This is a genomic window from Streptomyces sp. NPDC051907 (genome assembly GCF_040681075.1).
Classification (GTDB): domain Bacteria; phylum Actinomycetota; class Actinomycetes; order Streptomycetales; family Streptomycetaceae; genus Streptomyces.
Window position 1 is genome coordinate 72,033 of the sequence record NZ_JBFAYB010000019.1, and the last position, 20,230, is coordinate 92,262.

The following is a 20,230-nucleotide window of genomic DNA, read 5'->3' on the forward strand; positions in this document are numbered from 1 at the left end:
CCTGACCCGATCCCGGGCGGGCTCCTCCTCCGTAGCATCGAGCGCGACGGAGGAGGAGCCCGTGCTCAGCAGCAAGTGGACCGCCTGGCCCACGCGGGAGGCGCTGTCCCGGATCGGGGTGCCGCGCAGCCGTATCGCCCTCGACATCGCCATGATGGCCGCCCTGTCGGCCTGGGCCGTCTCCAGCGCGTACACATCCGGAGCGTTTCACGGCTGGCGGGCGGTGCTCCCGGCGCTGGGCCTGCTCTGGTGCGCGGCGGCCGTTCTCGCCTTCCACCGTATGACGTTGCGCAACCGCCTGCTGCCCTCGCTCGCTCTGGTCGTCTCCATAGCGGCCGTCGGAGCCGGTGCGTACGCCGCAGGGGCCCTGGTGCCCGCCACGGTGCTGGGGATCACCCTCTCCATCATGGCGATGGAGCGCCTTCCGCTCGCCGCGGGCCTGGGGACGGTCGGGGCGGCGTCCATCGGCTTCGCGCGGATCGACGACAGCGAGTTCGGGGCCGTCGTCTCCGTGGCCGCGGTGCTGCTCGGCGGGTATTCGCTGCGCCTGGACGCCCAGGCGCGGGGCGCCGGATTCCAGTTGCTCGCCCAGGAGCGGGCGGCCCGGGAGGCCGAGGCCACCTCGGCCGCGCTCGCCGAACGGGCGCGGATCGCACGGGAGATCCACGACGTTCTCGCACACAGTCTCTCCGCGCAGCTCGTGCATCTGGAGGCGGCCAGGCTGCAGATCGAGCGCGGCCCGGAAGGGCCCTTCCGCGAACAGATCCTGGAACGGGTCGTGGCGGCACGGGGCATGGCCCGGGAGGGCCTCGCCGAGACCCGGCAGGCGCTCTCCGCGCTGCGCGGCGAGATGGTCCCCGTCGAGGACTACCTTCGCGAACTCGCCGTCGCGGACGGCGCCCGGACCGAGGTGACGGGAGTGCGGCGGCGGCTCAGCGCCGAGTCCTCGCAGGCGGTACGGAGGGTGGCGCAGGAAGCCCTGACGAACGCGCGCAAGCACGCACCGGGGGCCGCGGTCGCCATGCTGCTCGCCTATGAGGAGGACGAAGTGGTCCTGGAAGTACGGGACTCGGGGTCGACAGCGAAGGCCGATGAGCTCGGAGCGTCCGGCTCCGGGTACGGTCTGCTGGGGATGCGCGAGCGGGCCGAACTGCTCGGCGGCGCCCTGGAGGCGGGACCGGAGGGAGGGGGCTTCGTGGTGCGGCTGCGGGTGCCGGCATGACCGAGCGGAACGCCAGAGTGGTCGTCGCCGACGACCAGTCCGTGGTGCGCGAGGGCATCGTGATGCTGCTGGGGCTGCTGCCCGGCATCGAGGTCGTCGGATCGGCGAAAGACGGCGAGGAAGCGGTCGCCCTCGTCGCCGAACTCGCGCCGGACGTCGTCCTGATGGACCTGCGGATGCCCCGGTGCGACGGCGTGGAGGCGACCCGCCGTATCCGCAGCGAGCACCCCGGCACGCAGATCGTCGTGCTCACCACCTACGCCGACGACGACTCGCTGTTCCCCGCGCTGCGGGCGGGCGCCCGGGGGTATCTCACCAAGGACGCCGACGGCGACGAGATCGTACGGGCGATCCAGGACGTGCTCGCCGGGCGGGCCGGGCTCTCGCCCGTCGTACAGCAGCGGCTGCTCGATGAGCTCACCGCGCAGCCCGAGCCGTCCGGGCCGAGGCTGCCCGACGGACTGACCGCCCGTGAGGGCGAGGTGCTGGCGCTGATCGCGGAGGGGCTCACCAATTTGGAGATCGCGCGCCGGCTGCACATCTCCGTCGCCACCGTGAAGACGCACATCAACAACCTCTTCACGAAGGCGGGTCTCCACGACCGCGCCCAAGCCGTGCGGTACGCCTACCGGGAGGGGCTGGCGCAGCCTCCCGGCGCGAGGGGCGCCTGACTGCGGTCGGCGACGCTGTGCGCTCGCCCGGGGGACCGACGCCCGTCGACGTCTGGGGCTTTCCTGCCCCTTCCTGCCCTCCCGGACCCCGCCTGCCCTCCCGGATCCTTCCCGCGCCGGTTCGGCGTCGGATCTTTCCCGCGCCGGTTCGGCCCCGACGGCGGAGTTCGCCTCAGGAAACCACGACACATGGGGACTTCACCTAGCGGACTTCACCTAATGGGGTGAAGTCCGGTGGGAGAAGAGTCCGGGATCTTACTGCTCTGTCCATTCTTGGGCGGCGGGCTGAAACGGTTCGCTGACAAGGAGAGCTGATCGGTGGAGAAGCAGGAAGGGCAGGACGCCCCGGCCGCGCGGCTCGACGACCCTTGGTACGACGCGCTGGCCTCCGGGTGGGGCGAGTTGGACGGCACAGGCGCTCCCGCTCCTGCCGCGCCCGCCGCCCCTGTGGACCGGGAGGCGGCAGGTCCGCGAGTGGCCGACATCTATCTGGAGATGCAGCGCAGCCCGGCCTTTCAGGAGGTGCGCAGCCGCTACCGGAGGTTCGTCGTTCCAGGCGTTCTCGTCTTCCTGGCCTGGTACTTGGCCTATGTCGTCGCGGCGACCGCCGCACCCGGCCTGATGGCCAGGCCCGTCGTCGGCGCGGTGAACGTGGCGATGGTGGCGGGGCTCGGGCAGTTCCTCACCACCTTCCTGCTGACCTGGGCGTATGCCCGTCATGCGAGGCTGCGGCGGGACCAGGCGGCACTCGATCTGCGATGGACGGTCTTCGAGCAGAAGAGGGCCCAGGAGATGACACGGGGGACCGGCAAGTGAGCGGCGACCATCAGACTCTGGCGCTGCTGCTGTTCAGCGCCTTCATCGCGGTCACCCTCGGCATCACGACATGGGTGAGCCGCAACCGCCATGGCTCCGCGGAGGAGTTCTACGCGGGCGGGCGGCTGTTCTCCCCCATGGAGAACGGTTTCGCCATCGCCGGCGACTACATGTCCGCCGCGTCCTTCCTGGGCATCTCGGGGCTGATCGCGTTGTACGGCTACGACGGAATGCTCTACTCCGTCGGCTTCCTGGTGGCCTGGCTGGTCGTCCTCTTCCTCGTCGCCGAACTCGTGCGCAACTGCGGACGGTTCACCCTCGCGGACGTGGTCGCCTCAAGGATGAAAGAACGCCCCGTTCGCATCGCGGCGGGAACTTCCTCGGTCGCTGTGTCCGTTCTCTATCTAGTCGCGCAGATGGTGGGAGCCGGAAGCCTGGTCGCCCTGCTCCTCGGCGGCACGAGCGAAGCCGCGCGCTCGTGGACCGTCATCGGCGTCGGCGCTCTGATGGTCGTCTATGTGTCGATGGGAGGGATGCGAGCCACCACCTGGATCCAGATCGTGAAGGCAGTGCTGCTGATGGCGGGCGCGATCATGATGACCGTGCTCGTGCTGGCCCGCTTCCACGGCGACTTCAACCAGCTGCTCAACTCCGCCGCCGAACGCAGCGGCCACGGCAGGGAGTTCCTCTCGCCCGGCCTCCGGTACGGCGGGGACTGGACGGCCCGACTCGACTTCATCAGCCTCGGCCTGGCGCTGGTGCTGGGCACGGCAGGACTGCCGCACATCCTGTCGCGCTTCTACACCGTGCCGACCGCGCGGGCCGCCCGCCGCTCGGTCGTCTGGTCGATCGGTCTCATCGGCAGCTTCTATCTGATGACGATCGTGCTCGGCTTCGGCGCCGCCGCCGTGGTCGGGACGGACGAGGTACGGAAGTCGAGCGCCGCCGGGAACACCGCGGTCCCGCTGCTCGCGCTGGACCTCGGCGGAGGCGCCGGCTCCACCGGAGGAACGGTTTTGTTCGCGATCGTCGCCGCGGTCGCCTTCGCGACCATCCTCGCCGTCGTCGCGGGCATCACCCTGGCCTCGTCCGCGTCCGTGGCGCACGACCTGTACGCCTCGCTGCGGCGACGGCGTCCGCCGGGAGCCTCGCCGGGCAGGCGCGGCCGCCACGCGCAGCGCAGCGAGGTGGCCGTCGCACGGGTCGCCGCCATCGGGATCGGGGCAGCAGCGATCGCGCTCGGGCTGCTCGCGCGGGATCTGAACGTCGCGTTCCTGGTCGGCCTGGCGTTCGCGGTCGCGGCCTCCTCCAATCTGCCGGTCCTGCTGTACTCCCTGTTCTGGCGGAACTTCACGACCCGCGGCGCGGTCTGGTCGGTGTACGGAGGGTTGATCCCGGCTGTGCTGCTTGTGGTGCTCTCACCCGTGGTCTCGGGCAGCCCGGAGGCGCTCTTTCCGGGGGTGGACTTCCATGTCTTCCCGCTGCAGAACCCGGGGCTGGTCTCCATCCCGCTCGGGTTCCTGGCGGGATGGGTCGGCACGGTCCTGTCCGCGGAGCCGGCGGACGAGGCGAAGCACGCCGAGACGGAGGTACGGGCGCTGACGGGGGCGGGAGCGGTCTGAGGGAGCCTGCCGGGCCCCTCGCGTCGGTGCGCGCCGTCTGGGCGGCGGCCGCGCCTGGGTCCGTCGTCGTCCTCAGGCGTGGGACGCGCGGGGTGACGCTTCGTGCTCAGGCGCGGGACGTGCAGGGAGAGCAGTGCCGTGCTCCGCGGGGAGAGCCGTGCTGTGGTGTCATGCGTTCGTCGCCCAGAGGTAACGGTGCTCCGGGCGGCCCGTCTCGCCGTACTTCAGGCTCAGACGGACGCGGCTCGCCCGCTCCAGCAGCTTCAGGTAGCGCTGTGCCGTCTGGCGGCTCACGCCCGCGCGGTCGGCGATCTCCTGGGTGGAGAGCGGGCCCTCAGCGGCCAGCAGGACCTGGCGTACGAGCTCCGCGGTGGTGGGGGAGTGGCCCTTGGGGAGTTCGGGGGCGACCGAGCCGGCCGACAGGGCTCCGAAGATGCGGTCCACCTCGGCCTGCTCGGCCTCGCCGCCGCTGTCGAGGGTGCGGCGCAGCTCGGCGTAGGCCTCCAACTTGGCCCGCAGCCCGGCGAAGTTGAACGGCTTCACCAGATACTGGAGCGCGCCATGGCGCATGGCCGCTTGGACGGTGGCCACGTCCCGCGCCGCGGTCACCATGATCACGTCGGTCTGGCAGCCGAGCCTGCGCAGCTCACGGACCACCGCCAGCCCGTTCTCGTCCGGCAGATAGTGATCGAGGAGGATCAGATCGACCGGGCGCTCGGCGATCCGCTGCAGCGCCTCGGCGGCCGAGTGCGCCGTGGCGGCGACCTGGAAGCCGGGCACCTTGGAGACGTACGCCGCGTTGATCTGCGCGACCCGCACGTCGTCGTCCACGACGAGTACGTCGATCATCGGGCGTCTCCCGAGGCGGTCAGCCCGGGGCCGGCGAGCCCCGGGTCCGTCCCTTCCGAGCCGGTCGGCGGCCGCGAGCCGGTCAGGCCATGAGCCGAGCCCCGTAGCCCGGCCGGCTCCGACCCCGTAGGGCCGGACTCCGCGAGGCCGGACTCCGCGAGGCCGGACTCCGCGAGGCCGGGCTCCATAGCGCCGTACTCCGTGACTCCAGGCTCCGTGACTCCAGGCTCCGTGGCTCCAGGCTCCGTGGCTCCAGGCTCCGTGGCTCCAGGCTCGGTGACGCCGGGCTCGGTCAGCGCCTCGGGGAGGACGACGGTGAACTCGGCGCCGCCGCCCGGCGCCTCGCGCACTCGTGCGCTGCCGCCTTGGCGTTCCGCGAGCCTGCGCACCAGCGCCAGCCCCAGGCCGCGCTTGCCGTGCGCCGGCAGCTCCTTGGTGGACCAGCCCTCCGTGAAGATCAACTCGCGCTGCTCGGGCGGGACCCCGGGCCCGCTGTCCGCGATCCGCAGCACCGCCGTCCGGCCCTCCGCGCGCAGTTCGATGTCGATCCGCGCGTCCGGTGAGCCGGTGGACGCGTCCAGCGCGTTGTCCACGAGGTTCCCGACGACCGTCACCAGGCCGCGCGGGTCGATCAGCCTGTCCGGCAGATGCGTGCCGGGCGCGATGCGCAGCGAGACGCCGCGCTCCGCCGCCACGGTCGCCTTGCCCACGAGGAGCGCCGCCAGCAGCGGATCGTGGATCTTCTCGGTGACCTGTTCGGCGGTGGCCCGGTGGACCCCGACCACCTCGGTGACGAACTCCACCGCCTCCTCGTGCATCTCCAGCTCGAGCAGTCCCAGCAGGGTGTGGAGCCGGTTGGCGTGCTCGTGGTCCTGCGCGCGCAGGGCGTCGATGAGACCCCGGGTGGAGTCCAGCTCGCGGCCCAGCTGCTCGAGCTCGGTGCGGTCGCGCAGGGTGGCGACGGCGCCGCCGTCGTCCGTCGGCATCCGGTTGGCGATCAGCACCCGGTTCCCCCGTACGGTCAGGAGGTCCTCGCCGGTGACCCGGCCCGCCAGCACATCGGTCGTGCGGCCGGCGCCCAGCACCTCGTCCAGCGGCTGTCCGGTCACCTCGGGTCCGAGGCCGAGAAGCCGCTGAGCCTCGTCGTTCATCAGCCGTATCCGGCCGGACGCGTCGAGCGCCACCACGCCCTCCCTGATGCCGTGCAGCATCGCCTCGCGCTCGACCAGCAGCGCGGAGATATCGGAGAAGGCCAGGTCATGGGTCTGCCGCTGGAGTCTGCGGGAGATCAGATACGCGGCCAGCGCGCCGACTGCCAGGGCTCCGCCGGCGTAGGCGAGCAGCCCCGGAATCGCCGAGAGGAGCCTGGCGCGGACGCTGTCGTACTCGATGCCGACCGACACGGCGCCGACGATCTCGCCGCTGTCGTCGCGCAGCGGCACCTTGCCGCGCGCGGAGCGGCCGAGCGTGCCGCTGTCGATCTCCATCACGTGCTCGCCGGCGAGGGCCTCGCTGGGGTCGGTGGAGACGACCCGCCCGATCAGTTCGGGGGAGGTGTGGGACCAGCGCACCCCGAGCTGGTCCATGACGACGACGTACTCCGCGCCCGTGGCCTGGCGTATCCGCTCGGCCTCGGCCTGTACGGGCCCGGTGGGCGTCGCCCGCGAGCCGGTGACCTCGTCGGCGAGCTCCGGCGACGCGGTGGCCTCGGCGATGGCGAGCGCGCGGCGCATCGCCTGGTCGTCGAGCTGTGCGCTCAGCGGGGCGAGGAAGAGGCCGGTGGCGAGCACGGTGACGCCGGTGACGATGGCCAGCTGCATCAGCAGGACCTGGGAGAAGACCCGCTGCGGCCAGCCAAACCGCCGTCGCCGGGCGGAGGCGGTCGGTACGGGGTTCATGCCTACGAACGGTAAGGGGCGAGGACCCCTTTCTGAAATGCCTGCCCGGCAGTCGCCGCCTGGGCGCAAAACGGTTTGCGAGGTCAGCAAGGGCTTGGAACGGATCGGAGCGGATCGGAGCGGATCGGGACGGAGGTGCAACGGGTCCTGGACACGGTCCAGCGGTACGTCCGTCTCGCGGACCGGGAGCGCGACGGCTTGACTCCCGCCCTCCGCCTGGCCGTCGTACGAGGCGGACGCTCAGGGCTGGGTCCGGGACCTCCTGCTTGGGCTGTACCGCGAGACCCTACGACTACGACTACGACTACGACTGCACGCACTGTGACTGCGACGCACGGAGCCGGGCTTCGGGAACGCCCGCTGCGCTGCCGTCGGCGGCCGGGTGCTGGTCTGCGCGCGGGCGGCTGCCGCAGTACGAGGCGCTCTGGCTGCCGCAGCGACGCCGGCGCGCCCCCATGCCCCAGCGGGCAGACGGCGGACGGCTGAGGTTTGGCGACTCGCCCTCGCCCCAGCCCTGGCCGGGCTCCCGTGGCCGAGGAGGAAGGGGCACGGCGCAGGACCGGGCCGCGCCCCCATTGCCGGGTGCCTCCTATGTGTCGGGGATGTCTGCCTTCGCCATGATCAGCGTCTCGCGAGTGATCACCACGATCCGTTCGTAGGCGGCACGTCTGGCGTCCGCCGGCAGCTCGCGCTCGAGGAGAGCGGTGGCCTCTCTCCCGATGACGGCGAAACTTCCGTCGCTCAACTCGAAGATGTCCGGACAGGTCTGTCCGGACAGACTGCCCCTCTCCCGTGGAGAAGCGCCGATTCTGCGCACGATGTTCATTGAGGCCTTCCTGAGGGTTTTGTGGTTCAGGGGACCATCAGACAATCCGAAGGACAGGTAACCAGAATCTCGTCGACAGGGTCCGCCACCCCCTAAGAAATCGGCCACGCTTCTCTGTGTGGATCACCTCACGGTGGAGAACTACCTTCGCCACGCCCCGGCATGCTGGCGATGATTTCTGTCGACTTTCCGGCCCAACTGGGCTTCCTGGAACTCCTGCTTGAGATTCTCTCGGTGATCTTGAGTGGTTTCCAGGCGCTCGCGGAAGGGTGGTCTCTGGCAGATCGCTTGGAGATGGACGCTGATCTCGTCCCTGGTCGTCGAGCCGTCCGGTAGGCGTGCAGGACATTGCCGTAAAGGGCGTTGGCTAAGAGGAACTGCCTCAGCTGAAGGGCGGAGCGGCCACGGCAACCCCGCAGGTCAGATCAGAGATGATCGCGTCGGCTGCCGAGGCGTTGATCTCCACCGAGATCGCTTCGAAGGCGGTGGCGAGTGTCAGGCCCTCCCGTGCGGGGCATGCCGTTTGTCGCTTATCACTTGTCACCACTGTGCTGGAGGATTCGGGCTCGGGGTGTTCCTTATCTCCTCATCGATCAGTTCCGCCAGCCTCCTATCCTTGCTGTCTAACGGAGTTCGTCGTCCGAGCAGCGGTTCCCCGAGTGAGCTGGACGTGCAGCGAGCGCATGTTCGCCTCTGCGCTGCGGTGCAGCTCCTGCCGGGACTGGGTGAGCTCCTCGCGCTGCTCAGCCAGCTCGCCGCGTTGCAGTCGCAGCTCCTGATACTGAAACAGCAGCGCGATGGTCAGGGTGAGGAAGGCGAAGCCGGAGAAGACCGCGCTGGCGGCGCCGAAGTAGTCGCCTACCTGGCCTCGGGCCATGAGTTTCTCCCGGGCCTGGGGACGGATGCTCAAATCTGCCCAAGGGCCGCCGTCGCGACTCCCCGTATTCTGAGAGCTTCCCCTGAGAGCTCTCGGAGCTTCCCTCAGAGCCCCCGCCGCCCGTCCGCGCCATGAGAAGAGGCCGCCGTTGAGCACGCCCCAGATTCCCGTCCTCGTCCTCGCGGGCTTCCTGGGATCCGGCAAGACGACCCTGCTCAACCATCTCCTGCGGCGCAACGGCGGCAATCGCGTCGGGGTGATCGTGAACGACTTCGGGGCCATCGAGATCGACGCCATGACCGTCGCCGGGCAGGTCGGCTCCACCGTCTCGCTCGGGAACGGCTGTCTGTGCTGCGCTGTCGACGGCGGCGAGCTCGACGACTATCTGGACACCCTCACCCGGCCCGCCGCGCGGATCGACGTCATCGTGATCGAGGCCAGCGGGCTCGCCGAGCCGGAGGAGCTCGTGCGGATGATCCTCGCCAGCGACAATCCGCGCATCGTGTACGGCGGGCTGGTCGAGGTCGTCGACGCGGCCGAGTTCGACGCCACCAGGCGGCGGCACCCCGAGATCGACCGGCACCTCGCCCTCGCCGACCTGATCGTGCTCAACAAGACCGACCGGGTGGCCCCGGCCGAGGTGGAGCGGGTGCGGGGCGTGATCGCGGGGATCGGCGCTGCGGGCGGCGACGGGACCGGTGCGCCGGTGATCTCCGCGACCTACGGGCGGGTCGACCCCGAGCTGCTCTTCGACCCCGCCGCCCGGCCCGCGCGCGAGGAGAAGGCGCGCCAGCTCTCCTTCGAGGACCTGTACGCCGAAGAGCAAGACTCCCACAGCCACGACCACCATGACCCCGGCGGCGACCACGCCCCGCACCTGCACGCCTCGTACGAGAGCGTCGACGTCACCGCCGCGCAGCCCATGCACCCCCGCAGGCTCATGGAGTTCCTCGACTCCCGGCCCGAGGGGCTCTACCGCATCAAGGGGTTCGTCGACTTCGGCCCCGCCGACCCCGGCAACCGGTACGCCGTGCACGCCGTCGGCCGGTTCCTGCGCTTCTACCCCGCTCCCTGGCCGCGCGGCGCGGAGCGGCTGACCCAGCTGGTGCTCATCGGCGCCGGCGTGGACGCGGGCGCCCTGCGCGGACAGCTGGAGTCCTGCGTACAGAACGGACCGCAGGACGCACCCGACGAGCACAGCATGTGGGGCGTCCTGCGGTTCGTACCCGAAGGCGAGGGCGAGGGCGCAGGCGAATTCGGCGAGGCCGAGAGCCGGCTCTAGCTCGCCGGACCCGCCAGCACCGCCACCGCCGACGTCAGCGGTGTGCCCGAGCCGTCACGGCGCGGGTCGGGCTCGGGGAGCTCGGCCGGCGCGCCGTTCTTCTGCGCCGCCCGCGCCGGGGCCGCGCCCGCCCAGGCCAGCACCAGCACGTCCTCGCCCTTCAGGAAGCGCTGGCAGCGCACCCCGCCCGTGGCCCGCCCCTTGCGGGGGTACTGGTCGAACGGCGTGAGCTTCGCCGACGTCTGCACCGAGTCGTCCAGGGTGTCCCGCGATCCGGCGACCGTGAACACCACCGCGTCCCCGGCCGGGTCCACCGCGGTGAACGAGACCACCTCCGCGCCGTCCGCCAGCTTGACGCCGGCCATGCCGCCCGCGGCCCGGCCCTGCGGCCGCACCTGAGAGGACGGATAGCGCAGCAGCTGGGCGTCGGAGGTGATGAACACCAGGTCCTCCTCGCCCGTGCGCAGCTCGGCCCCGCCCACGATCCGGTCGCCGTCCTTGAGGGCGATGACCTCCAACTCGTCCTTGTTCGCGGGATAGTCGGGCACCACGCGCTTGACCACGCCCTGCAGCGTGCCGAGCGCGAGACCCGGCGACGACTCGTCGAGCGTCGTCAGACAGACCACCGTCTCGTCCCCCTCCAGGCTGAGGAACTCCGCGATGGGCGCCCCGCCCGAGAGGTTCGGTGCGTTCGCCGTGTCCGGCAGCTGCGGCAGATCGATCACGGCGAGCCGCAGCAGCCGCCCGGACGAGGTCACCACGCCCACGTCGCCGCGCTGGGTGGCCGGCACCGCGGAGACGATCGCGTCGTGCTTGGTGCGCTTGCCGCCGTCCTCGGCGAAGGGCTCGCCGGTGGCCGTGCGCGCCAGCAGGCCGGTCGAGGAGAGCAGCACCCGGCACGGGTCGTCCGCGACCTCCAGCGACGCCGCCGCGACCGGCGTGCCCGCCGACTCCAGCAGCACGGTGCGCCGGTCGGTGCTGAACTTCTTCGCCACCGCGGCCAGTTCGGACGAGACGAGCTTGCGCAGCTCGGCGTCCGAGTCCAGGATCCCGGTCAGCTCGTCGATCTCGCCGTTGAGCCGGTCGCGCTCGCTCTCCAGCTCGATGCGGTCGAACTTGGTGAGCCGGCGCAGCGGGGTGTCCAGGATGTACTGCGTCTGGACCTCGCTGAGCGAGAAGTGCTCGATCAGCCGCTCCTTCGCCTGCGCGGAGTTCTCACTCGACCGGATGAGGCGGATGACCTCGTCGATGTCGAGCAGCGCCACCAGCAGGCCCTCGACCAGGTGCAGCCGGTCGCGCCGCTTGGTCCGGCGGAACTCGCTGCGCCGGCGCACCACCTCGAACCGGTGGTCGAGATAGACCTCCAGCAGCTCCTTGAGCCCCAGGGTCAGCGGCTGGCCGTCCACCAGCGCCACATTGTTGATGCCGAAGGACTCCTCCATCGGCGTCAACTTGTAGAGCTGCTCCAGCACCGCCTCGGGGATGAAGCCGTTCTTCACCTCGATCACCAGGCGCAGGCCGTGCGCACGGTCGGTCAGGTCCTTGACGTCCGCGATGCCCTGGAGCTTCTTCGAGCCGACCAGGTCCTTGATCTTCGCGATCACCTTCTCCGGTCCGACCGTGAAGGGCAGTTCGGTCACGACCAGGCCCTTGCGGCGCGCCGTGACGTTCTCCACGGAGACCGTCGCGCGGATCTTGAAGGTGCCGCGGCCCGATTCGTACGCGTCCTTGATCCCGCCCAGGCCCACGATCCGGCCGCCGGTGGGCAGGTCGGGCCCGGGGACGAAGCGCATCAGCGTCTCCAGGTCCGCGCCCGGGTGCTTGATCAGATGGCGGGCGGCGGCGACGACCTCGCCCAGATTGTGCGGCGGCATGTTCGTCGCCATGCCGACCGCGATGCCGGACGCGCCGTTGACCAGCAGATTCGGATACGCGGCGGGCAGCGCGACGGGCTCGCGCTCCTGGCCGTCGTAGTTCGAGTCGAAGTCGACGGTGTCCTCGTCGATCGACTCGGTCATCAGACTGGTGGCGTCGGCCATCCGGCACTCGGTGTACCGCATGGCGGCCGGCGGGTCGTCGTTGCCGAGCGATCCGAAGTTGCCGTGGCCGTCGACCAGCGGCAGGCGCATCGAGAACGGCTGCGCCATCCGCACGAGCGCGTCGTAGATCGACGCGTCACCGTGCGGGTGGAGCTTGCCCATGACCTCGCCGACGACGCGGGCGCACTTCACATAGCCGCGGTCAGGGCGCAGGCCCATCTCGTTCATCTGGTAGACGATGCGGCGGTGCACCGGCTTCATGCCGTCGCGGGCGTCCGGCAGGGCCCGGGAGTAGATCACCGAGTACGCGTACTCGAGGAAGGAGCCCTGCATCTCGTCGACGACGTCGATGTCGAGGATCTTCTCCTCGAAGTCGTCCGGCGGCGGGGTCTTCGTGCTGCGGCGGGCCATCGCTGCTGCGGCTCCTTCTCGCTCTTGCGGGGCGGGACTGACGTGCTTGCTGGGTGGGACAGGGGGTACTTGCTGGGTGGGACAGAGGTGCTTGCTGGGCGGGTCAGAGGTTCCTGATGCGGACCATTGTGGACCGAGCCGCTGACAACGCCGACCTCGACCCGTCGTAGGGCTGATCCCGGCCGGGAACTTCGCCACGCGTCAGTGCGCTTGCATACAGTGGCAGGACTTCTCCGTATCGCGATCGAAGGGACGTACATGCCCATGGGTCACACGGCCACAGAGCAGGCCGGCTCCGGCGGCCTGACAGCGACCGAGCACCGTCTGGCCAACGGACTGCGAGTGGTGCTCTCCGAGGACCATCTGACCCCGGTCGCCGCGGTGTGCCTCTGGTACGACGTCGGCTCTCGCCACGAGGTCAAGGGCCGTACCGGCCTCGCCCACCTCTTCGAGCACCTGATGTTCCAGGGCTCGAAGCAGGTCCACGGCAACGGCCACTTCGAGCTGGTCCAGGGGGCCGGCGGCTCGCTCAACGGCACCACCAGCTTCGAGCGCACCAACTACTTCGAGACCATGCCGACCCACCAGCTCGAGCTCGCGCTCTGGCTGGAAGCCGACCGCATGGGCTCGCTGCTCGCCGCGCTCGACGACGAGTCCATGGAGAACCAGCGGGACGTCGTCAAGAACGAGCGCCGCCAGCGGTACGACAACGTGCCGTACGGCACGGCCTTCGAGCGCCTGACCGCCCTTGCGTACCCCGAGGGCCACCCGTACCACCACACCCCCATCGGCTCCATGGCCGACCTGGACGCGGCGACCCTCGAGGACGCCCGCGCCTTCTTCCGTACGTACTACGCGCCGAACAACGCCGTGCTGTCGGTCGTCGGCGACATCGACCCCGAGCAGACGCTCGCCTGGATCGAGAAGTACTTCGGCTCCATCCCCTCCCACGACGGCAAGCAGCCGCCGCGCGACGGCTCGCTCCCCGAGGTCATCGGCGAGCAGCTGCGCGAGGAGATCCGCGAGGAGGTCCCGGCGCGCGCGCTGATGGCCGCCTATCGGCTGCCGCACGACGGCACCCGCGAGTGCGACGCCGCGGACCTGGCGCTGACCGTGCTGGGCGGCGGCGAGTCCTCCCGGCTCCACAACCGCCTGGTCCGCCGCGACCAGACCGCCGTGGCGGCCGGATTCGGCCTGCTGCGCCTGGCCGGCGCGCCCTCGCTGGGCTGGCTGGACGTCAAGACGTCCGGCGGCGTGGAGGTGCCCCAGATCGAGGCCGCGGTCGACGAGGAGCTGGCGCGGTTCGCCGCCGAGGGCCCCACGCCCGAGGAGATGGAGCGCGCGCAGGCCCAGTTGGAGCGCGAGTGGCTGGACCGGCTCGGCACGGTCGCCGGGCGCGCCGACGAACTGTGCCGGTTCGCCGTGCTGTTCGGCGACCCCCAGCTGGCGCTGACCGCCGTGCAGCGGGTGCTGGAGGTGACCGCCGAGGAGGTGCAGGCGGTCGCCAAGGCCCGGCTGCGCCCCGAGAACAGGGCGGTGCTGGTCTACGAGCCGGTCGCCGCCGAAGACGGCGCCGACAACGACAGCGACGACAACGAGGGAGCCGACCAGTGAGCGACGCTGCCGTCAGCATGGACTTCCACCCGCAGCCGCAGGCCGGCGAGGCCAGGCCGTGGGCCTTCCCGGCCCCCGAGCGCGGCACGCTCGACAACGGCCTGACCGTGCTGCGCTGCCACCGCCCCGGCCAGCAGGTCGTGGCCGTGGAGCTCTCCCTCGACGCTCCCCTGGACGCCGAGCCGGAGGGCCTCGACGGCGTCGCCACGATCATGGCGCGCGCCCTGTCCGAGGGCACCGACAAGCGCTCGGCGGAGGAGTTCGCCGCCGAGCTGGAGCGCTGCGGCGCCACCCTGGACGCGCACGCCGACCACCCCGGCGTCCGGGTCTCTCTGGAGGTCCCGGTCTCCCGGCTGCCCAAGGCGCTCGGCCTGCTGTCCGAGGCCCTGCGCGCGCCCGCGTTCGCGAGCAGCGAGGTCGAGCGCCTGGTCCGCAACCGCCTGGACGAGATCCCGCACGAGCAGGCCAACCCGGCCCGCCGCGCCGCCAAGGAGCTGTCCAAGCAGCTCTTCCCGGCCTCCTCGCGCATGTCGCGCCCCCGCCAGGGCACGGAGGAGACCGTCAAGCGCATCGACGCGGCGGCCGTGCGTGCCTTCTTCGAGGGGCATGTGCGGCCCGCCACGGGCACCGCGGTGATCGTGGGCGACCTGACGGGCGTCGACCTGGACGCCGTCCTCGCCGACACCCTGGGCGGCTGGACCGGCGACAAGGCCGATCTGCGCCCCATGCCGCCGATCACCGCGGACGACACCGGCCGCGTGGTGATCGTGGACCGGCCCGGCGCCGTGCAGACGCAGCTGCTGATCGGCCGCATCGGCGCGGACCGGCACGACCGCGTCTGGCCGGCGCAGGTCCTCGGCTCGTACTGCCTGGGCGGCACCCTCACCTCCCGGCTGGACCGCGTCCTGCGCGAGGAGAAGGGCTACACCTACGGCGTACGGGCCTTCGGCCAGGTGCTGCGCTCCGCATCCCCGACCGCCCCGGGCGGGGCCACGGGCGCCTCGATGCTCGCCATCAGCGGCTCCGTGGACACCCCCAACACCGGCCCGGCGCTGGACGACCTCTGGAAGGTGCTGCGCACGCTCGCGGCCGAGGGCCTCACCGACGCCGAGCGCGACGTCGCCGTGCAGAACCTGGTGGGCGTGGCCCCGCTGAAGTACGAGACGGCCGCGTCCGTCGCGGGCACGCTCGCCGACCAGGTCGAGCAGCACCTCCCGGACGACTATCAGGCGCAGTTGTACGTACGGCTCGCCGAGACGGGCACCGTGGAGGCGACGGCCGCGGCCGTCAGCGCCTTCCCGGTGGACCGCATGGTCACCGTGCTCGTCGGCGACGCCGCGCAGATCGCGGAGCCGGTCAAGGCGCTGGGCATCGGCGAAGTGACTGTTGTCACAGGCTGATTGACCTCCCGCCGTCCCCGGCGCGCGGCACGACAACTCCACAGCAGGAAACGGAACCCCGGCTTCAGTGCGATGCCCGGGGTTCCGTCGTATGTCCGTTTTGTTGGCTAGTTGCCTGTCTGCCCTGTGGCGTGCGCTACAAAAAGGGCCGTCTGTTTGGCGATTGAAAGAGCGCCCGCCTAGCGTCAGTGCGGCTGTTCGCCAGTAGCCCGCCGCACCCGCGGCATCGGACAGTCATCGCCGAGTCCCCGTCAGGCGCGAGCCTGGGGAGCCGGGGACCCACTCAGTCCCTGGGGTGAATCGGACGCCTTCGCAGCCGCGGAGGGGCCCGTAGGAGACCTTCCTGCTCCGAACCCGTCAGCTAACCCGGTAGGCGAGAAGGAAGGAAAGGATCAGCCTCTCCATGGCGTTCACCCGTGCCACCGGGAAGCACCGTGCCCCGAGCCGCCTGTCGCGCAAGAGCGCGAACATGGCAGGCGTAGCGGCCCTCGCCACCACCGGCGTCATCGGAACCCTCGCTTCCCCGGCGCTCGCCGCCGAGCCCGGCGCCCCCTCCATGGAGGACACCGGCACCCTGCAGACAGTCGCCGTCGACTCCCTCGCGGACGAGATCGCCGACCAGGCCGAGGTGCAGCGGCTGGAGGCCGACCGCGCCGCCGCCAAGGCGAAGGCCGAGGCCGAGGCGAAGCGCCAGGCCGAGGCCCGCGTCAAGGAGGCCCGCGAGGCCAAGGAGCGCGCCGACCGCGAGGCAGAGCGCAAGCGCCTGCTCTCCTTCACCGCCCCGGTCGCCGGCTCGTATGTCAGCACCGCCTACCAGGCCGGCGGCGCCGCCTGGTCCTCCGGCAGCCACACCGGCGTCGACTTCCACGCCGCCTCCGGCTCCTCGGTCGTGTCCGTCGGCATGGGCACCGTCGTGGAGGCGGGCTGGGGCGGCGCGTACGGCAACAACGTCGTGATCAAGATGCACGACGGCACGTACACGCAGTACGGCCACCTCTCCTCCATCGGCGTCTCGGTCGGCCAGGACGTCACCCCGGGCCAGCAGATCGGCCTCTCCGGCTCCACCGGCAACTCCTCGGGCCCCCACCTCCACTTCGAGGCCCGGAGCACGGCGGAGTACGGCTCCGACATCAACCCGGTCTCCTACCTGCGCTCCCACGGCGTCAAGGTCTGATCACCGGCCGCCGGGCGCCCGCACCAGGGCGCCGCGCGTCCGCCTGATCCCGCTCTCCTTCTCGAAGGCCCCGGTCCCCGCCGGGGCCTTCGGCGTTCCCCGGCCCCGCCCGCCTCCCGGCCCCCGAACCGCCCTCGCCGTCGCCCGCGGCGCTTCCTGGCCAAAAGGTGTCCATGGATTTCGGTGGGCCATCGGAAAATCGCGTCCGTTGCAATAGGGTTGCCGAACAGAAGTCAATCGGCTGCGTTTCGCGCGGATTAAAGCGGAGGTTCGGTCATGCGCATTCCTGCGCATTCGGTATGCACGGCGATCCGCGACGACATCGTCTCCGGTGTATTCGCGCGCGGCAGCCGGCTCACCGAGGAGCAGCTCGCCCGCCGCTACGGCGTCTCCCGGGTCCCGGTGCGCGAGGCCCTGCGCACCCTGGAGTCCGAGGGCTTCGTCACTACCCGCCGGCACGCCGGCGCCTGTGTCGCCGAGCCCACCGAGCAGGAGGCCGCGGACCTGCTGGACATCCGTCTGCTGCTGGAGCCGCTGGGCGCCGCCCGCGCCGCCCAGCGCCGCACCGACGCGCACCTCAAGGTGCTGCGCGGCCTGGTCAGGCTGGGCCAGGAGCGGGCGCGGCGCGGCCAGGGCGAGGATCTGCGCTCCCTGGGCGGCTGGTTCCACGAGACGCTCGCCCAGGCCTCCCAGAGCCCCGGGCTGACCGCCCTGCTCACCCAGCTGCGGCACAAGATCGCGTGGATGTACGCGGTCGAGCAGCCGGCCAGGCCCGTCGAGTCCTGGGCCGAGCACGGCGCGATCGTGGACGCGGTGGCGCGCGGCGACGGCGAGCGCGCCCGCGCGCTGACCGCCCTGCACGCCGAGCGGGCGGTGGCCGCTCACCGGCTGCGCGGACAGGAGCGCACAAGGACCGTGAGGACTTCGCAACATGCCGTAAACACCGCGAGCCTCCGGCATTAACAGTCGCGCCGTATACAAAGGGAAGGAATTATCGGGGGGCCTGTCCTGCTGCCCGAATTCCTATTCCGGTCTGTCGGTCTGTCCCTGGATCCGCTCGCGTGGATCCAGCCGGATATCTCCGTCCCGGAATAGAACGGAGCCGCGGTCTCCCGAATTCGGGATCCGCGGCTCTGTCGTGGGCGACTGCGGCTCAGACGGTCTCCGGGAGCTCCTCGAGGCCCTCGGCGACCAGCTTGGCCAGACGGTCCAGGGCGACGTCGGCGCCGTCCGCCTCGGAGGCGAGCACGATCTCCTCGCCGCCCTGCGCGCCCAGCCCGAGCACGGCGAGCATGGAGGCGGCGTTGACGGGGCTGCCGTCGGCCTTGGCGATCGTCACGGGGACGCCGGACGCCGTGGCGGCACGGACGAAGATGGAAGCGGGGCGGGCGTGAAGGCCCTCGGCCCAGCCGACATTGACGCGGCGCTCAGCCATGGTGTTGCCCTTCAAGTCTTAGCGGGTTGTCTAGACCAGTCTCTCATGTACTCCGGCGTGCTCCTGTCGACTCACCGTACGCTTCTCCCATGCAGCCTCCGCAGCAGCCGGATCAGGTTTCCGATCATGCCTATCCCGATCACTGGGAAGCCGACGTGGTGCTGCGCGACGGCGGCACCGCACGCATCAGACCGATCACCACCGAGGACGCCGGGCGGCTGGTCAGCTTCTACGAGCAGGTCTCGGACGAGTCGAAGTACTACCGGTTCTTCGCGCCCTACCCCCGGCTCTCCGCCAAGGACGTCCACCGCTTCACGCACCACGACTACGTGGACCGGGTCGGCCTCGCGGCCACGGTCGGCGGGGAGTTCATCGCCACCGTCCGCTACGACCGGATCGACTCCCTGGGCCGCCCCGCCGCCGCCCCCGCCGACGAGGCCGAGGTCGCCTTCCTCGTCCAGGACGCCCACCAGGGGCGGGGCGTCGCCTCCACGCTGCTCGAGCACATCGCCGCGGTCGCCCGCGAGCGCGGCATCCGGCGCTTCGCCGCCGAGGTGCTGCCCGCCAACAACAAGATGATCAAGGTGTTCCGGGACGCCGGCTACACCCAGCGGCGCAGCTTCGAGGACGGCTCCGTCCATCTGACCCTCGAGCTGGAGCCGACCGCCGAGTCCCTCGCCGTCCAGCGCGGCCGCGAGCAGCGCGCCGAGGCCCGCTCGGTGCAGCGGCTCCTCGCGCCCGGCTCGGTCGCCGTCGTCGGCGTCGGCCGCGCGCCCGGCGGGGTCGGGCGCACGGTGCTGCGCAACCTCCTCCACGGCGGGTACAGCGGCCGGGTGCACGCGGTGAACCGCGCCTTCGCCGAGGACCAGCACGAGATCGAGGGCGTGGCCGCGCACCGCTCGGTCGCGGAGATCGGCGAGGCCGTCGACCTGGCGATCGTGGCCGTTCCGGCCGACCGGGTGCCGGAGGCGGTCGCCGACTGCGGCGAGCACGGCGTCCAGGGCCTGGTCGTGCTGACCGCCGGCTACGCCGAGAGCGGGGCCCCGGGCCGGGAGCGCCAGCGCGAGCTGGTCCGGCAGGCCCGCTCGTACGGCATGCGGATCATCGGGCCGAACTCCTTCGGGATCATCAGCACCTCCGACGCCGTCCACCTCAACGCCTCCCTCGCGCCCGAGTCGCCGGCGCCAGGACGCATCGGCCTGTTCACCCAGTCCGGCGCGATCGGCATCGCCCTGCTGTCCGGCCTGCACCGGCGCGGCGCGGGCCTGTCCTCGTTCATCTCCTCGGGCAACCGCGCGGACGTGTCGGGCAACGACTTCCTCCAGTACTGGTACGAGGACCCCGACACCGACGTCGTCCTGCTCTACCTCGAATCGATCGGCAACCCGCGCAAGTTCACCCGCCTCGCGCGGCGCACGGCCGCGGTCAAGCCGGTCGTCGTGGTCAAGGGCGCCCGCCACAGCGGCAGCACCCCGCCCGGGCACGCGGTGCCGGTGACCCGCATCCCCGACGCCACGGTCGGCGCGCTGCTGCGGCAGGCGGGCGTGATCCGCGTCGACACGGTCACCGAGCTCGTCGACGCGGGCCTGATGCTGGCCGGCCAGCCGCTGCCCGCCGGCCCGCGGGTGGCGATCCTCGGGAACTCCGAGTCCCTCGGGCTGCTCACCTACGACGCCTGCCTCACCGAGGGCCTGCGCCCGATCCGCCCGCGCGACCTCACGACCGCCGCGACGCCCGCGGACTTCCGGGCCGCTCTCGCCGAGGCGCTGGCCGGCGACTCCTGCGACGCGGCCGTGGTGACGGCGATCCCCTGGGTCGGCGAGAACGGCGTCACGGAGTCGGGCGACGGCGAGGTGCTGGCGGCGGCTCTGCGCGAGGCGGCCATGACGTCCCCGGGCAAGCCGGTGGCCGTGGTCCATGTGGAGCTCGGCGGGCTGGCGGACGCCTTGGCGGCCGCGGCCGGCACGGCGACCCCCGCGGCGCAGGACGCCCCGCGGACCGGCGCCCCTGCCGCCCCGCCCGCGCCCGGCACCCCGGCCGCCGCCCCGCCCGCGTCCGGCGCGCCGCAGACGCCCCCGCCTTCAGGACCGCCCA

At 71.5% G+C, this 20,230-nt stretch carries 15 protein-coding genes, 1 pseudogene and 1 riboswitch; of the genes and pseudogenes, 10 read left to right on the forward strand and 6 right to left on the reverse strand.

Annotation, left to right across the window (positions count from 1 at the left end; all coding sequences use genetic code 11):
• The first annotated feature begins 61 nt into the window (after positions 1 to 61).
• From AB0M39_RS13880 to AB0M39_RS13895, 4 genes are all read left to right on the forward strand, one after another.
• On the forward strand, positions 62 to 1,222 hold the full coding sequence (locus AB0M39_RS13880) for a histidine kinase (RefSeq protein WP_365363673.1): 1,161 nt from the start codon (positions 62 to 64) through the stop codon (positions 1,220 to 1,222).
• Positions 1,219 to 1,893, forward strand: a complete 675-nt coding sequence (locus AB0M39_RS13885) for a response regulator transcription factor (RefSeq protein ID WP_365363675.1) — start codon at positions 1,219 to 1,221, stop codon at positions 1,891 to 1,893. Before AB0M39_RS13880 ends, AB0M39_RS13885 begins: the two co-directional genes overlap by 4 nt.
• Before the next feature lie 318 nt (positions 1,894 to 2,211).
• Entirely contained in the window at positions 2,212 to 2,709 is a 498-nt protein-coding gene (locus AB0M39_RS13890; RefSeq protein WP_365363677.1) for a DUF485 domain-containing protein, read from the forward strand.
• Complete coding sequence (locus AB0M39_RS13895) at positions 2,706 to 4,331, forward strand: cation acetate symporter (RefSeq protein ID WP_365363679.1); 1,626 nt, start codon at positions 2,706 to 2,708, stop codon at positions 4,329 to 4,331. The genes AB0M39_RS13890 and AB0M39_RS13895 overlap by 4 nt, the downstream gene beginning before the upstream one ends.
• Before the next feature lie 168 nt (positions 4,332 to 4,499).
• Here the strand turns inward: AB0M39_RS13895 and AB0M39_RS13900 are convergent, their stop codons facing one another.
• The 4 genes and pseudogenes from AB0M39_RS13900 to AB0M39_RS13915 all read right to left on the reverse strand — a co-directional run bounded on the left by AB0M39_RS13900 (position 4,500) and on the right by AB0M39_RS13915 (position 8,781).
• Positions 4,500 to 5,180 (reverse strand): response regulator, encoded by a 681-nt coding sequence (locus tag AB0M39_RS13900; RefSeq protein WP_365363681.1) that lies wholly within the window; start codon positions 5,178 to 5,180, stop codon positions 4,500 to 4,502.
• 284 nt (positions 5,181 to 5,464) lie between these two features.
• Positions 5,465 to 7,078 (reverse strand): annotated as a pseudogene (locus AB0M39_RS13905) (sensor histidine kinase); the annotation flags it as partial.
• 589 nt (positions 7,079 to 7,667) lie between these two features.
• Positions 7,668 to 7,904 carry a hypothetical protein gene (locus AB0M39_RS13910; RefSeq protein WP_365363683.1) on the reverse strand — a complete coding sequence of 79 codons (237 nt, stop codon included), beginning with the start codon at positions 7,902 to 7,904 and terminating at the stop codon, positions 7,668 to 7,670.
• Positions 7,905 to 8,514: 610 nt separating this feature from the next.
• Positions 8,515 to 8,781, reverse strand: coding sequence for a hypothetical protein (locus tag AB0M39_RS13915; protein ID WP_365363685.1), 267 nt, complete (start codon positions 8,779 to 8,781; stop codon positions 8,515 to 8,517).
• A gap of 148 nt (positions 8,782 to 8,929) precedes the next feature.
• On the opposite strand from AB0M39_RS13915, the gene AB0M39_RS13920 reads away from it, so the two are divergent.
• Complete coding sequence (locus tag AB0M39_RS13920) at positions 8,930 to 10,063, forward strand: GTP-binding protein (protein ID WP_365363688.1); 1,134 nt, start codon at positions 8,930 to 8,932, stop codon at positions 10,061 to 10,063.
• Here the strand turns inward: AB0M39_RS13920 and AB0M39_RS13925 are convergent.
• Complete coding sequence (locus AB0M39_RS13925) at positions 10,060 to 12,513, reverse strand: DNA topoisomerase IV subunit A (protein ID WP_365363692.1); 2,454 nt, start codon at positions 12,511 to 12,513, stop codon at positions 10,060 to 10,062. The two genes, AB0M39_RS13920 and AB0M39_RS13925, sit on opposite strands and share 4 nt — an antisense overlap.
• A gap of 264 nt (positions 12,514 to 12,777) precedes the next feature.
• Between AB0M39_RS13925 and AB0M39_RS13930 the strand changes: the two genes are divergently transcribed.
• The 4 genes from AB0M39_RS13930 to AB0M39_RS13945 all read left to right on the forward strand — a co-directional run bounded on the left by AB0M39_RS13930 (position 12,778) and on the right by AB0M39_RS13945 (position 17,664).
• A complete protein-coding gene (locus AB0M39_RS13930; protein WP_365363696.1) occupies positions 12,778 to 14,127 on the forward strand; it encodes a pitrilysin family protein in 1,350 nt (449 codons plus the stop codon).
• A 17-nt stretch (positions 14,128 to 14,144) separates the two neighbouring features.
• On the forward strand, positions 14,145 to 15,527 hold the full coding sequence (locus tag AB0M39_RS13935; protein ID WP_365363713.1) for a pitrilysin family protein: 1,383 nt from the start codon (positions 14,145 to 14,147) through the stop codon (positions 15,525 to 15,527).
• Positions 15,528 to 15,755: 228 nt separating this feature from the next.
• A riboswitch (cyclic di-AMP (ydaO/yuaA leader) is annotated at positions 15,756 to 15,918 on the forward strand.
• Positions 15,919 to 15,930: 12 nt separating this feature from the next.
• Positions 15,931 to 16,701, forward strand: coding sequence for a M23 family metallopeptidase (locus AB0M39_RS13940; RefSeq protein WP_365363699.1), 771 nt, complete (start codon positions 15,931 to 15,933; stop codon positions 16,699 to 16,701).
• Between the two features lie 276 nt (positions 16,702 to 16,977).
• Positions 16,978 to 17,664 carry a GntR family transcriptional regulator gene (locus tag AB0M39_RS13945; protein ID WP_365363701.1) on the forward strand — a complete coding sequence of 229 codons (687 nt, stop codon included), beginning with the start codon at positions 16,978 to 16,980 and terminating at the stop codon, positions 17,662 to 17,664.
• 190 nt (positions 17,665 to 17,854) lie between these two features.
• On the opposite strand, the gene AB0M39_RS13950 is transcribed toward AB0M39_RS13945, so the two are convergent.
• Positions 17,855 to 18,136 carry an HPr family phosphocarrier protein gene (locus AB0M39_RS13950; protein WP_365363703.1) on the reverse strand — a complete coding sequence of 94 codons (282 nt, stop codon included), beginning with the start codon at positions 18,134 to 18,136 and terminating at the stop codon, positions 17,855 to 17,857.
• A gap of 89 nt (positions 18,137 to 18,225) precedes the next feature.
• On the opposite strand from AB0M39_RS13950, the gene AB0M39_RS13955 reads away from it, so the two are divergent.
• Positions 18,226 to 20,230, forward strand: a 2,005-nt coding sequence (locus AB0M39_RS13955) for a GNAT family N-acetyltransferase (RefSeq protein ID WP_365363705.1), incomplete at its 3' end; no start/stop codon positions are given.